The organism is Vibrio nigripulchritudo ATCC 27043, from assembly GCF_000222685.1.
GTDB classification, from domain to species: Bacteria; Pseudomonadota; Gammaproteobacteria; order Enterobacterales; family Vibrionaceae; genus Vibrio; species Vibrio nigripulchritudo.
In genome coordinates this window covers 1-13,667 of the sequence record NZ_AFWJ01000038.1, presented here as the reverse complement: position 1 = coordinate 13,667, position 13,667 = coordinate 1, and the positions used below count along the sequence as shown (strand labels likewise).

General features: G+C 46.3%; 10 protein-coding genes and 1 pseudogene. 6 read left to right on the top strand and 5 right to left on the bottom strand.

The features are described from left to right. Positions 1-1,121: pseudogene (locus RH89_RS05290) on the top strand (JmjC domain-containing protein); the annotation flags it as partial. Positions 1,122-1,185: 64 nt separating this feature from the next. Here the strand turns inward: RH89_RS05290 and RH89_RS05285 are convergent. Beyond that, the gene (locus RH89_RS05285; protein WP_004400001.1) at positions 1,186-3,306 is read right to left on the bottom strand and encodes a methyl-accepting chemotaxis protein; all 2,121 of its coding nucleotides are present in this window, start codon (positions 3,304-3,306) and stop codon (positions 1,186-1,188) included. Positions 3,307-3,783: 477 nt separating this feature from the next. Between RH89_RS05285 and RH89_RS05280 the strand changes: the two genes are divergently transcribed. The 5 genes from RH89_RS05280 (at position 3,784) to RH89_RS05260 (ending at position 9,102) form a co-directional block, all read left to right on the top strand. Next, positions 3,784-5,727, top strand: coding sequence for a bifunctional 5-dehydro-2-deoxygluconokinase/5-dehydro-2-deoxyphosphogluconate aldolase (locus RH89_RS05280; protein WP_004400000.1), 1,944 nt, complete (start codon positions 3,784-3,786; stop codon positions 5,725-5,727). A gap of 30 nt (positions 5,728-5,757) precedes the next feature. Then, positions 5,758-7,269 carry a CoA-acylating methylmalonate-semialdehyde dehydrogenase gene (locus RH89_RS05275; RefSeq protein ID WP_004399999.1) on the top strand — a complete coding sequence of 504 codons (1,512 nt, stop codon included), beginning with the start codon at positions 5,758-5,760 and terminating at the stop codon, positions 7,267-7,269. A gap of 101 nt (positions 7,270-7,370) precedes the next feature. Next, entirely contained in the window at positions 7,371-7,742 is a 372-nt protein-coding gene (locus tag RH89_RS05270; RefSeq protein WP_004399998.1) for a VOC family protein, read from the top strand. Positions 7,743-7,927: 185 nt separating this feature from the next. Then, the gene (locus RH89_RS05265) at positions 7,928-8,536 is read left to right on the top strand and encodes a hypothetical protein (protein ID WP_004399997.1); all 609 of its coding nucleotides are present in this window, start codon (positions 7,928-7,930) and stop codon (positions 8,534-8,536) included. 113 nt (positions 8,537-8,649) lie between these two features. Further along, on the top strand, positions 8,650-9,102 hold the full coding sequence (locus RH89_RS05260) for a hypothetical protein (protein ID WP_004399996.1): 453 nt from the start codon (positions 8,650-8,652) through the stop codon (positions 9,100-9,102). A 65-nt stretch (positions 9,103-9,167) separates the two neighbouring features. Here the strand turns inward: RH89_RS05260 and RH89_RS05255 are convergent, their stop codons facing one another. The 4 genes from RH89_RS05255 to RH89_RS29845 form a co-directional block, all read right to left on the bottom strand. Next, positions 9,168-10,544, bottom strand: coding sequence for a hypothetical protein (locus RH89_RS05255; protein ID WP_004399995.1), 1,377 nt, complete (start codon positions 10,542-10,544; stop codon positions 9,168-9,170). A 10-nt stretch (positions 10,545-10,554) separates the two neighbouring features. Next, complete coding sequence (locus RH89_RS05250; RefSeq protein WP_158091113.1) at positions 10,555-11,742, bottom strand: c-type cytochrome; 1,188 nt, start codon at positions 11,740-11,742, stop codon at positions 10,555-10,557. Positions 11,743-11,760: 18 nt separating this feature from the next. Then, entirely contained in the window at positions 11,761-12,681 is a 921-nt protein-coding gene (locus RH89_RS05245; protein WP_004399993.1) for a hypothetical protein, read from the bottom strand. A gap of 104 nt (positions 12,682-12,785) precedes the next feature. Next, a partial coding sequence (locus tag RH89_RS29845; RefSeq protein ID WP_004399992.1) for a hypothetical protein occupies positions 12,786-13,667 on the bottom strand: 882 nt, incomplete at its 5' end.

Below are 13,667 nucleotides of genomic sequence, written 5' to 3'. Positions count from 1 at the left end.
AAGAATTCCTAACTCAATACTGGCAAAAAAACCAACCATTATAAAAGGTAGGATTTGCTGACTTTTCTGACCCTCTTTCTCCTGACGAGCTGGCTGGCTTAACCATGGAAGAGGAGATCGACTCGCGCTTCGTTTCAAACCTCGATGACAACTGGGTGGCTGAACACGGACCTTTTCCAGAAGAGAAGTTCGCAGAACTGGGAGAGACTAACTGGTCTTTTATTGTTCAGGCAGCAAACCACTGGCACCCTGAAGCCGCTGAGCTGGTGAAAGCTTTTGACGCCATGCCAAACTGGCTGTTCGATGATCTGATGATCAGCTACTCGGTAAATGGTGGTGGCGTTGGTCCTCATATTGACCAGTACGATGTGTTCATCATCCAGGGCTTAGGAAAAAGGCACTGGCGCGTAGGTGCAAAAGACGAAGGTCAGTACACTGAAACCTGTCGCCACTCGGTACTACGTCAAATTGAGGGTTTTGACCCAATTATCGATGATGTATTAGAACCGGGGGACATTCTTTACATTCCACCGGGTTTTCCACACGATGGCTATGCACTGGAGCCTTCCATGAGTTACTCCGTGGGATACCGTTCGCCAAAGCAGCAAGAATTGCTGAGTAATTTTGCCGATTATGTTCTTGTGCAGGATATGGGCGATCACCACCTCCACAATCCACAACAGGAAACACAGGAATCGACGGGAGTTATCCAGTCAAAAGATCTGGATCAGCTAAAGAGCATGCTTAAGAACTCGCTTGAAGATGAAGATGTACTGAACAAATTCATCGGCTGCCTGGTCAGCCAGTCTCGCCATCAGTTAGACGTTGTCGCGATGGAAGAAAAGTGGTCTTCCGACGAGCTGAAAGAGTACTTAGAAGATGGTGGTGCTATCGAACGAGTATCGGGGCTTCGCGCCTACTATCACCAAGAGAAGCCACTCACCGCTTACGTCAATGGTGATGTCGTTACTGTCGAAGCTTCGCAACAGGGTCTTATTATCGCAATGTGCGACAACCAAGTCATGATTTGGGAAGACATTGTGGAGGCGGGTGACACAGAAACCGCTTTGGACATCATGACCGACTTTGTTAACCGCGGTTACTGGTTCCCACAGGATTAAGAGGGTCTGTTTACCATCATTAAAAAGGGAGCACCTGCTCCCTTTTCAAATCACAGACTAATCATCACACCTTAAACTGACTGACTAAGTCTTTCTGTCTGGAAGAAATAGCAGATATTTCCTGACTTACACGCTCAGAGGATTCAGCCTGATTCAGAATTTGAGCACTCAATTCCCTTATGTTGGACACGTTCTGATTGACCTCACCGGATACTGACTGCTGTTCTTCCGCTGCTTTCACAATCTGTGAATTCATATCAACGATCGCCGCAATGGACTGGTCAATAGTATTCAGTTCATTCACGGCTTTATCGACCTGTTCATTGGTGTGCGCGGCCAACTCGTTACCTTCCTGAATGGCACTAACCACGTTTTTCGTTCCTATCTGAACTTTCTCAATCACTTCACGAATTTCACCCACAGAGTCTTGTGTCCGGCTTGCTAAGTTACGAACTTCATCCGCTACCACTGCAAAGCCTCGACCTTGTTCCCCTGCCCTTGCGGCTTCGATAGCAGCGTTAAGTGCAAGTAGGTTGGTTTGCTCAGAGATGCCTTCGATAACGGTCAGAATTTCTGTGATGGCCGCATTGTTCTTCGCTAGGTCTTCCACTACTGGAACAGCGCTGGTCATTTTGTCCACCAGCTTTGTCATTTCATCAGACGAGTCTGCGATAACATCTTTGCCCTGCGCGACAGACTGATTGGCTTCATTAGCCGCCTGAACCGCAATTTCTGCGTTCTGAACCACCAAGCCGGCGGTCTGAGTCATCTCTTCTGACGCTGTGGCAACCAAATCCACCTCTTTAAACTGAGCATCACTACTCTGCCTTGTGACGGAAGCGGCTTTTCCAGACTGGTCGGAAGTTGACGCAATATCATGCGTTGTGGCGACCACTTCTTTAATAGTCACTTGCAGCTTGTCGAGAAACTTGTTGAATCCTGAAGCCAACTGGCCAATCTCATCCTGAGTCTGAACTTCCAGACGCTGAGTCAGATCCCCTTCTCCAGATGCAATATCATCAAGCCTCGTTACCACTTCTCGAATCGGTTTAACCAGACGGATAGAAAGCCCGGTTATCAAACCCAAACCAATCAGAACCAGCAATACGCCAACAAGCAATTCTGTCGAAACCGAGCCATTCACTAGGTCAGTAATCACTGAATCGAGCACGATAGCATCAGAAAGTACGCTGTCACGAGGAACCTCAAGCAATACACCCCAAGTCTGATTCGCGACAGAAACGGGGGAAAACACCGTTAGCCATTGCTTGTCGTCACTCCATTCAGACTGAACCTCACTGGAAAACAGGAATTCTTCCAGCTTAGCGGCGCTAATTCGGCTGCTCTGATACTTTTGCCCGACACTGGCGTTTACGTCATCAGACGCGATCAAGCTACCATCCAGACTCAGAATGGCAATATGCCCTTTCCCTTCGAAGAGCGCCTGATCTGACTCCATCACAGTTTCAATCAACGCATTCAATGATAAATCGATACCTAAAAAGCCGACGATCTCTTCATCAGTAACAAGAGGCACAGAAAGAGAGGTTTGAAGCACATCGCCATTTTGACTTTTCACCACACGTGGCGAGGTGACACAGGCTTGACCTGAATTGGTCGGACAGAGAAAACGTTCCGCCTGAGAGGGATCGGCCAGAGTGCTTTCTTCAAGTGGCTGACCAAAAACCAGAGACTCGTCTTCACTCGACACCGACCAGTAGCTGGCAAAGCGTCCTTTTTCGTTAGATCCAACGTAATCCGCACCGTGGTAGTTGCTGTCTTCTCCATCCAAGGCTTCTGGATTAAACACCAGATAAGCGCCTCGAACGGTTGGAAAGCGTTCTACCGTATTGTTGATCATTTCATTGAGCGCGGTTCGCAACTCTTCACTCGGCGTAAAGTTCTCTAATGCGTTACGACGCAAGAATAAAGCACTTTCGCCCAGCATCTCTGCACGATACGTCGCCTCGTCGAGATACGTCTGAACTTCCGCGGCATTGAGTTTCGCCAACCCAGCCAGGATTTGCTGAGACTTATTGATAACGGATTGGGAACTGTGGTCAATGATGATCTTCTGGTTGCCTGTCGCATTGTAGATTGAAAATCCGATCAAGCTTATTGAAGTGAACAGCAGGCACAACCCTGCCAATAATGTGATCTTCCAGTGGACTGATAGTGTTCGCATATACCCAACCTCCTTGTGCAAACGCCAGTTTGTTACCGCCACAAGCGAGCATTAACAAATTTTTTACAGCTCAATCTATCAACACAAAATGCAAAATACTAGCGCGATTACAACAAGTTTTTTCTGCTGACTCGTCAATCTAATGACGAATTTTATCCAAGTGACCAACAGCAATGGTTCACATGCTGAAGTCAACTTTTTGACGATGGTGATAAAAATATTAATGTCTTACTTATCGAACACTTGAGTCAAATCTTTAGTCATATTTTTGAGACAAATCCTAGTGCCAAAAATCCGTTTCTTAAGTAGCTCAATTTGTTCTTTTAAAGTGCCAAATGAATCGATTCAAGCTCAGAAACCTTCTGTTTAAGCGCTCAAAAAGCGAACAAATCTCTTGCGAATTAATAATTCCACATATAGATTAAATGAAACATTTATTTCATTTAATCTATTCTCGACAAGTTTCAGGAGCGAAAAATGGCAAATGTGGAGAAGGAACTTGATGTCATCTGCATGGGGCGTGTGGCCGTCGATCTGTACGGAGATCAGATTGGCTCGCGACTGGAAGACATGACAACTTTTGCAAAATATCTGGGTGGTTCTTCAGGCAATGTGGCGTATGGAACCGCGATTCAAGGATTGAAATCCGGAATGCTGGCTAGAGTTGGCGACGAACATATGGGTCGCTTTGTGCGGGAGGAACTGATTCGCGCTGGTGTCGATGTCAGTCACCTCATCACAGATAAAGATCGTCTGACTGCATTGGTGCTTTTAGGGATAAAGGATGAAGAAACCTTCCCCCTTATTTTCTACCGAGACAACTGTGCCGATATGGCAATTACACCAGAGGACGTTGATGAGCAATACATCGCTTCTTCGCGCTGCCTTGCGATAACGGGCACCCATTTGTCGAATCCGAAATCGCGAGAAGCGGTTCTGACAGCTTTGAGATATGCGCGACGGCATGGTGTTAAAACCGCACTCGACATTGATTATCGCCCGGTGCTTTGGGGCTTAACCTCTTTGGGTGATGGAGAGACTCGTTTCATCGAATCGGAAAAAGTGACAGAGTCACTTAAAGAAGTCATTCATTATTTCGATTTGATCGTTGGCACCGAAGAAGAATTCCACATCGCGGGAGGATCAACAGACACCATCGACGCTTTAAAAGCTGTTCGCCTGCATTCTAAAGCGGAGTTGGTGTGTAAGCGTGGTCCTATGGGGTGCGGCGTATTTACGACAGAGATTCCTGAAGCGCTAGATGAAGGCATTACCGTAAAAGGTGTTCGGGTTGATGTGTTAAACGTATTAGGTGCAGGCGATGCGTTCATGTCGGGATTATTGAGGGGCTACCTTAGCGGCGAATCCTGGGAGCAAAGCTGTCACTATGCCAATGCCTGTGGTGCATTAGTGGTGTCTCGCCATGGTTGTGCCCCTGCAATGCCAACCAAAGACGAGCTGGACTATTACCTCGAACATGCTCAAGCCATACCCAGACCAGACATCAGCCCAGAGCTTAACCATTTACATCGGGTGACCAAACGTGCCCGAAAATGGGAAGACGTGTGCATTCTCGCCTTTGACCACCGTTCTCAGTTTGTGGATATGGTGCAGGAAGCCGGACGTGATTGGGATTGCATTCCATATCTTAAATCTCTGATCTGGCAGGCTTATCGTGAAGTATCCGAGGAACTTGGTCTGACAGGTCGTTCAGGCATTCTCTGCGACAGCACTTTCGGGCAACACGTGTTAAATGCAGCAACTGGAATCAAAGCGGGAAATGACCCGACAGTCTGGATTGCTCGTCCTATTGAGCTGCCGTCTTCAAGACCACTCGAACTGGAACATGGCAACATTGGAAGCCAGTTGGTGAGTTGGCCACAAGAGCACATTGTAAAATGTCTGGTGTTCTACCATCCCGATGATGAAGAGCAAATCAAAGTTCATCAGCAGAAAACCATTAGCGAAATCTATCAGACGTGTTGCCAAAGCGGGCATGAACTCTTGCTTGAAATCATTCTTCCTAAAAGCGATGCGGTCTATTCAGCGAATGAAGAGGCACACCACTATTTCGTCGCCCTTTCTCAGCTCTATCAACTGGGCATTAAGCCAGACTGGTGGAAGCTACCCGCCATGACATCTGATGGCTGGCACAACCTGGACAGGCTTATTGACGAACACGACCCACATTGCCGAGGTATTGTTCTGCTAGGGTTGGACGCCCCCATCGAACAGCTAGATAAGGGATTTAAACAAGCATCGGATAGCAAGCATGTTCAGGGATTTGCCGTTGGTCGCTCCATATTCGGGCAACCTACCAGACAATGGCTCTCTCATAAAATTGACGATGAAACGTTTATTTCAAACGTTAAAGAAAACTACCGAACACTGGTATCGGTTTGGCAACAAAGAAATCACTGATTATCTGCACAATGAACTGGAGAATTCACTATGGAAACCATCAATAATTTCATTAACGGGCAGCGTGCAGAAAGCCAGACATCCCGTTTCGGAAAAGTATACAACCCAGCAACCGGACAACAGACCAAACAGGTCGTACTCAGCCAAGCCAGCGAAGTGGAAGACGCCATTGAAGCAGCAGCCCGTGCTTTTCCAGAGTGGTCGAAAACCCCACCTCTGCGCCGCGCCAGAGTCATGTTCAAATTCAAATCCCTGCTTGAGGCTCACAGCAAAGAGCTGGCAGAAATGATCTCCAGCGAACACGGGAAAGTGTTTTCAGATGCGATGGGCGAGCTGACCCGAGGGCTGGAAGTGGTTGAGTTTGCCTGTGGCATACCACACCTTCAAAAAGGCGAAAGTTCAGCCAATGTCGGCAGCGGCGTAGACAGCCATTCCATCATGCAGCCACTTGGTGTCTGTGTTGGCATTACTCCGTTTAATTTCCCAGCCATGGTGCCGATGTGGATGTTCCCTATTGCCATTGCAACGGGAAATACCTTTGTTCTAAAACCTTCTGAGAAAGATCCGTCACTCTCTTTAATGATGGCAGATTTTTTAAAGCAGGCAGGGTTACCCGATGGAGTCTTCAATGTCGTCAATGGCGATAAGGAAGCTGTGGATGTCCTTCTTACTCACCCTAAAGTGCAGGCCGTCAGTTTTGTGGGCTCCACCCCGATTGCGGAATACATCTACACGACGGCATCTGCGCATGGCAAACGTTGTCAGGCTTTAGGAGGTGCAAAGAACCACTGCATACTCATGCCCGACGCTGACATGGAAATGGCGACCGGAGCCATTCTTGGTGCGGGTTTTGGAGCTGCTGGTGAACGCTGCATGGCGCTCTCGGTGGTGGTAGCCGTAGGCGATGAGACGGCAGATCAGCTAGTAGAGAGTTTGAAACAAAAAATCGAAATGATGAAGGTGGGACCCGGTCTGGTCGAAGGTGAAGAAAATGACATGGGTCCCGTTATTTCAGCCGAACACAGGCAAAAAATTCTTGGCTATATCGATTCCGGTGAGCAGCAAGGAGCCAGCTTGGTCGTCGATGGTCGAAACTGCAAAGTTCAAGGGCATAAAGATGGTTTCTTCGTCGGTCCGACACTGTTCGATCAGGTAAGCCCAGATATGACTATCTATCAGGATGAAATATTTGGCCCGGTTCTGTCTGTTGTTCGTGTGCCTGACTATCAAACGGCACTGGAACTCATTAACAACCACGAATATGGGAACGGCACAGCGATATTTACCCGAGACGGTGAAACGGCCAGACAATTCAGCGAAGATGTTCTGGCTGGAATGGTCGGGGTAAATGTTCCTATTCCTGTACCTATGGCATTTCACAGTTTTGGTGGCTGGAAACGATCTATTTTCGGTCCGCTAAACGTTCATGGAAATGATGGTGTGCGGTTTTATACCCGAATGAAAACAGTGACCACTCGCTGGCCAACCAGTGTCCGATTGGAAACACACAAAAGTGACTTTGTTATGCCCACTATGGACTAGCCGTATTTAAGCTCTACCCACCTTGGTTAAACGACTCTCTGCTCAACTTCCCCCTTTTGTAAGAGCAGAGAGTTTTCTGCTCTTAAATAGGAATATTCGTCATGTTGAAAGCGGTAAATCATGTTCAAATCACCATTCCTTCGGGTGCTCAATCTGAAGCAAAAGCATTCTATTGTGATGTTCTCGGACTTACTGAACTCGCAAAGCCCGATTCATTAAAAGGAAATGGCAGCTTCTGGCTTCTGCTCGGGGAAGTGTCCATTCATTTTGCTGTGGAAGATGCAGACTACCGCTCTCAAACCTCTTCCCACATCGCCTATGAGGTCACGGATATTCTGTTTTGGCGAGACAAACTGACATCACTTGGTATCAAGGTGTTTGAAGACACGCCTATTCCAGGTGTCGAGCGTTTCAATTTTCGGGATCCTTTTGGCAATCGGGTTGAGATGATGGAAATCCGCACAACAAGTTAGCGGTTCAAAGGTAAAATCTTAAAAAATCTTAAAAGTACATCAGTTGCAGTTTTTCTGTATTAAGCGCTTGAAATCAGGCAGTAAGGTGGATAAGTTTCAACCAACTACTTTCCGCTTCTACTCGCTGTAATAGTGGAAGCTCCTGTCTTTCGCATAGACAAATAATCCCTGTTTCAGGAGCTGATATGGAAATCGAAGAAAAAACGGATTGCTTCTCTTGCCAGTTAACCTTCCCCAACCGAAACGAGCCTTATCAGGTATCTGAACTGGCTGACCTGCTCAATGACCTTTCCAGAATGTACGCCATAGCCGTTGAATACACTTGTGACAAAGAAGCGAGAAATATCGAAGAGTCTTTTTCTTCCCCATACGATCAGGTAGAAAGCACCCTTGCATTCAAAGAATACGTGAGAGAAAGAAGCCTGCAAGCAAGATCACAGGTACTAAGCCAGATTGCGGATAAGAAAATCACCCTTAGCGGTCAGGAAATTGATGTTGAAATGTACCGATATTTCCCGACAAAAGCTGAAATTAAAGGCTTTCTGTTAGTTGATGATGACCCGACACTGCGAGTCCTGTCTATTAACTACAACAGCCCCCTGCAAGTCACTTTCGCTGGTCTGGCTCGCCCTCTTATTCTTGCGGTGATTCTGTGTGGTGGAGAAATCGACATCATGGGTGCCAGAGTAATCATGCCCGGCGTGGTCGACGCGCTGATCAAAATTAATGAAGCCTTTGTTCCTAAGAACTTTTTCACTGATGCGCCTGAACCCCCAAGTCAATCCAAGGAGTAAGCGCTAGATCGTAAAGTTCGCAACGTCTGATAGCGTTACTGTGGTTCTTTTCAATAAGGTGGCGCTACACTCAACATTTCTTCTGCTCATGAAAAGAAAGGATACTTCAAATAATGCGTAAGCTGTTTTTCATTGCACTAGCACTGTCGCTAGCCGCATGTGCTTCAAGTGACTGGAAAGACTATGAGCCACCCGCTTATGAAAACGACAGCCACGGGGCATTGGTGGCGTATTATCAATGCTCTGAACGAGGAGTCGTTGGTGCGGGAGTTAACGTCTACGTAGACGGAGAATTTAAAGCACACCTGAATCAGGGAACGTATTACGCAGTGAGTCTACCAGCGGGTAGCTATACCCTTTCGTTCAAAAAAGAATTTCAGTCAATTGACTTCAACGTGGAAGTTAAGCCAACGACCAATACGTATTATCGAGTCAAACTGCCTTTGCTTTCCGACGGCGAAATGATCATCCCAATCAATAAAGTAGATGAATCCATCGCACAGAAGATCTTACCTGCTTGCAAATGGGCGAAAAACGGCGAGTTCAGCAATATCGATGCAAAGTAATTTGTATTCATCAGAAAGAACTTTTTAAGTGGCACGCATGTTTTTCACGTGCCACTCAAACCTGATTATTTTAGAGAAGTGGGCATAAACGTTTTCATCGCTTCCAGGCTAATACGTGGACTCACCTGTCTCGCTGAGTACGAATCTAAACACGCGGAAGTCTGTGCCCAGCGAACTGGTAAATTCCACCCTCCATGCAAACACTCAATGTACATGTTGGTTTGCGGATTTAGCGTTAGTACGCTCGGTCCGTAGTACAGGTCGATATCCGCTCTTGGCTGATTCCCAACACCTTTGTTAATTGCAAATCTCAGTTCCGGTTTCTCAACAACATCGGCTGGAATAAAGAAGGTAATACCCCCATTAGCGATCGGTATCATACGGCGTTCACTTCGTGTAGCACTGGAAGGAACATTCACTTTTATCGGGTCTTGGGTAAACACCCACTGTGGTACAAACACTCGTCGGTTGTTCAATACCTTGTAAATGGCTTCTGTAATTAAATTAACGTCGTTGTTAGCACTGAATGTTTGCAAATAAAACGGTGCGTTTTGCGCAGCCAAAGCGGCTCTCACCCACGAATTTATTTGACGTTTAATGTCCGAAACACTTAACAAAGCGGGGTGTGATTTTTGAAAAATCATAAAGCGATGAACCAAGTCGGACCAATTAATATTGATTCGACCTCGTGGGCGATTGTAGTGTGTGTCCAAGTCCCAAACCGTAACCACTTGAATTTTGTCATCCCAGTTTTGACCTACAAACGGGTCGTCTGCAGGTAAACCGTACCCCATCAAGTCTTTTAGTGTGTCTTTCCAAAAAGGTACAGTTATCCCCCTGAAACCAACATAATCACTCATTGTGTTTTCAGGTAGAGTCGATTCGAGCTTCGCCACAAATTCTGCCGGATGTTTGCGACCTAGTTGGTCGAAAACATAACAAATTGGGAAGTCACCATAAGGCGTGCTGATACTCTCTGAGCAGTCCAAATTCAGAGTTTGGACATCCACCCCGTCGACCACAAAATAAGTCTCAGCAGCTTTGGGCTGCGCAGCAAGAATGCGATAACCTTTTTGAGATGCGACCTGAGAAAGGTGTTCAATGTCCCGCTCGAATCCTCGGGTATCAAAAGCACCACTGAACCAAACCAATTCCTCTCCATAGAAGTAGTTCGGGTGCTCACTGTAAGCGCTACCAATATCGAATTCGGGCTGATTAAACCCAGTATTGTCTTTTGCAATCGAGCCAAATTTTGGTACGAACCAAATCAAATTTGAATCTACTGTATCTCCATATAAGTAGAACTTACTGAGAATATCGACCGGAAATTCCGCTTCAACATTTTTCAGTGATGGATCAATCGGAGCTGCAAATGCAGAATTAAGCGAGGCAGCCACCAGTAAAAAACACGTGATAGCGATATTTACGATTTTATTGCGCATGGTGATTCCATTATTCCTTGCAAATCATGTCGTTTTCTTCATTTGGGCATCCAGATTTAATCCATATACCCAGTAACTTTATGAGTTGTTTCGGCAGAGGCTGCCCAGTTGCAGGCATACCTGCTGGGGTTGCTCCCATACCAAACTCCTTTTCTTTTTCCCTAATTGCCAAACGCTGATACAAAATGCTTGGGTCACTTTCTCTAAGCCATTCTTCAATGTCGGTACGAGTTGCCATATTGAACTCTTCTTTAGCGCGTCCTTCGATGCCGTGGCAATGAACACAACCAGTATCTCGCCACAGTCGATTCCATATAAAGTTCAGAGCATTAGGCGGAATTTTGCCTTTTGGTAACGATGCAAATTCCTTTTTTATTTGGGATACCGAAGTGGCGAGTGCTTTCTCATTCTCTTCTCGCGAGGATTGAAAGTAAGCATAAAGATCATGCGCTTGCCCTTTAGAAACCGGCATTTTGGGCATTACGCGTCCTTCCACTTCCTTGCCATTCGCGTATTCATAGATCCAATCTGCAGAAAAAAGACTCATTGCGTTGGCGTTATAACCTGACAGTTGGCTGGAGCCGTGGCACATGCTGCAACTCTTCTCAAACAGAGCCCTGCCTCTGGTTGGCGAACCCTGTACCTCCTTTTCAGATTCAACAGGAATCACCTTTAAGTGTTCACTGATTGCCACCACTTCATCTTCTGAGATTTGGGTGTAGGCCATCATCTTTGGGGCATCACACTCATCGTGTGTACATTTGCCATGTGGCGCATTCAGAAACTGGGCGAGTGTTTTTCTATTAACCCTGACTGACTGCTTTTTAAAAATCGGCCAAATGGGGGCATGCAGATAAGAAAGTGGGTACTTTTCCATAGACTCAAGACGCTTATCTTTGACAGGCAGTGCAACGTACCTCGCATCTTTGATGTTGTTTCTATAGTTGTATGCAATATCATCAATTTCGGTATGGCAAGCCACGCACTTTTGGTCAGTCCACTTTCTAGAACCATTAGGTAACTTACCAACTGGCTTCATGCGGTTATCAAAATGGCATCCGTGACATTCTTGCTCAATTGCGGTCTTATATTCGCGTTCATCAATCTCCAATGCCAACGCATCGAAAGGCAGTAAAAACGTTGCGCCCAGTAAGAAAAACAGAGCGCAACGAACCCACAAACAACTAAAGTAGGTCATAACAATCGGCATAGAAAATCAGTACATAACCTCAATAAATGGTGTTGAGGGTATGGGTTCTGAAATCACTATTGGTGTCGTTGCCAAAGCATCGGGAATAACCCAATAACCCGGCTGACCTTCTACCGACTGGAACAGGTCAATGAACTGTGTCCAACGTTGAAACAATTGTGACTGCTCAATAGGTAAACCCGCTTCAAAGCCAAACAACGTCGCGTCGGCATGAGCAGAGTAAAAACTAATACCCTGTGCCTGACCATAAAATCCGATATCAACATGAGGAATACTTGGCTCTGCCGGATCAGCCAAAGGCGGCAGATCAAGCTCCAGTACTTTTTGCTCGACCAATTGATTTACAATAGTTGGCACTTCAATGTAAACACCCGGTGCTGGTTGGTTAGCAGGATCCGATAGAGAGAATTGCGCATGCATCAACTGTTTAGTGTCGATAAGCTCTAGCAACTTGGCTTCTTTTTCAGCACTGGTGTTGTATCGAATAACCAAACTACATAGCTTCGGGTAACCCGGTGGGCGTGTAGAAACCGATGAATACTCGAAAGTGCTCAAAACATCTGTTAGAGCTTGGGTCGGCTGGCAAAGTACTGCATCATCAGGAACAATTGTCTTTCTGTTAGGACGAATATTGTGTTCCTGTGCAAACGCGGTGAACTCACCCGTCAATATACTTCTTGGCGTAAAACTGACCGTCAGAGTTTTGTTTCTGTACTCTCCCGGAACAGGTTGACGGTACTCGTAATCATAATCACGAAACCAAACGTACCCTGTTCCACGAGTCGTATTTTTAAATGGCGCGAAGACGATATCACCGTTATCAATTGTGGAATTAAAGTCCAGTAATGACAGCGTATAATCACTGGCATGTGCCGACACCGCAGATAACAGTGCAACACTTGCCATTAAATGACTAATTTTTATCATGAGCTAATCCTTGAGCTAGCCCACATATTGCGTGGGCTAGATACTGCGTTAGAATCCGTATAAATCCTTGTGTACCAAACGTCGATACACAAGGTAACGCTTACTTACGGTGTAGTGGCATCATCAACAATGGCGTGACAACCTACGTCGGTGCTCCATTCAACAGGCTGACCGAAACCTCCAACTACACAGTCCACACTCATCTCAGTTTGAACGGCTTCCATTGACATACCAGGGTTCCAGTTAATGGTTCTGGTTTCGTGACGCTTCAAGATTTGCTTCTCGTAGTTAGCACGCAGTGTCCACATAGCGTTAGTGCTAGTATCCACTTGCCCTAATTGAGATTGGCTATACTCTTGAATCTGGTCGAACAGTTCTGCTTGCAGCTCCGCCTGAATCGCTTCTACCGCTTTGATAAATGCTGCTTGGTTAGGCGCTTGCTCTTGGTACTGACCAGTTTTCGGGTTGTAGTACTCGACATATACCCCTTTCCCTTCCTGAACCAACTTCTTGAAGAAGGTTTGGATTTCGATGTCGACACACGCATAGTTATGGTAGGCCGCAAAAGTATGCGCTTGTTCAAAGGTTTGGTTCCAATCTACCGTAATGCGAGCAGCACGAGTTGCACGCTCGGTTTCAAGTTCCCAATCTACAACTAAGCTGAAATATGGTGCGAGGCTGTTTCCAACTGCAAGGTCATCTTGAATGGCATAAGTCATGTCATTGTCTGGCAATGTGACGATTTGGAACGGCACGTTTACCGATGAGCTTGTTCTGCCACTCGGTACTTTTGCGTACGCTTTTTCAACGATAGAGGTTTCTTGCTGAGTACCGTCGATAGCCGTAACCGAACACTTGTTGATGGTCACGTTAACCGTCTGACCCAGTGCATCTGTAATGGTGAGAGGCTCATCAATACATTGAACATCGATTCGACCATCCGCATCTGCATCAATACCGTCAACCACAAAGAGCGCGGTTCCACG

Excerpts from the sequence above, each read along its gene's own strand:
- RH89_RS05260 (WP_004399996.1), top strand. The coding sequence starts at position 8,650 with ATGCGTAAGCTGTTTTTCATTGCACTAGCACTGTCGCTAGCCGCATGT.
- RH89_RS05280 (WP_004400000.1), top strand. The coding sequence starts at position 3,784 with ATGGCAAATGTGGAGAAGGAACTTGATGTCATCTGCATGGGGCGTGTG.
- RH89_RS05245 (WP_004399993.1), bottom strand. The coding sequence starts at position 12,681 with ATGATAAAAATTAGTCATTTAATGGCAAGTGTTGCACTGTTATCTGCG.
- RH89_RS05285 (WP_004400001.1), bottom strand. The coding sequence starts at position 3,306 with ATGCGAACACTATCAGTCCACTGGAAGATCACATTATTGGCAGGGTTG.
- RH89_RS05250 (WP_158091113.1), bottom strand. The coding sequence starts at position 11,742 with ATGACCTACTTTAGTTGTTTGTGGGTTCGTTGCGCTCTGTTTTTCTTA.
- RH89_RS05275 (WP_004399999.1), top strand. The coding sequence starts at position 5,758 with ATGGAAACCATCAATAATTTCATTAACGGGCAGCGTGCAGAAAGCCAG.
- RH89_RS05270 (WP_004399998.1), top strand. The coding sequence starts at position 7,371 with ATGTTGAAAGCGGTAAATCATGTTCAAATCACCATTCCTTCGGGTGCT.
- RH89_RS05255 (WP_004399995.1), bottom strand. The coding sequence starts at position 10,544 with ATGCGCAATAAAATCGTAAATATCGCTATCACGTGTTTTTTACTGGTG.
- RH89_RS05265 (WP_004399997.1), top strand. The coding sequence starts at position 7,928 with ATGGAAATCGAAGAAAAAACGGATTGCTTCTCTTGCCAGTTAACCTTC.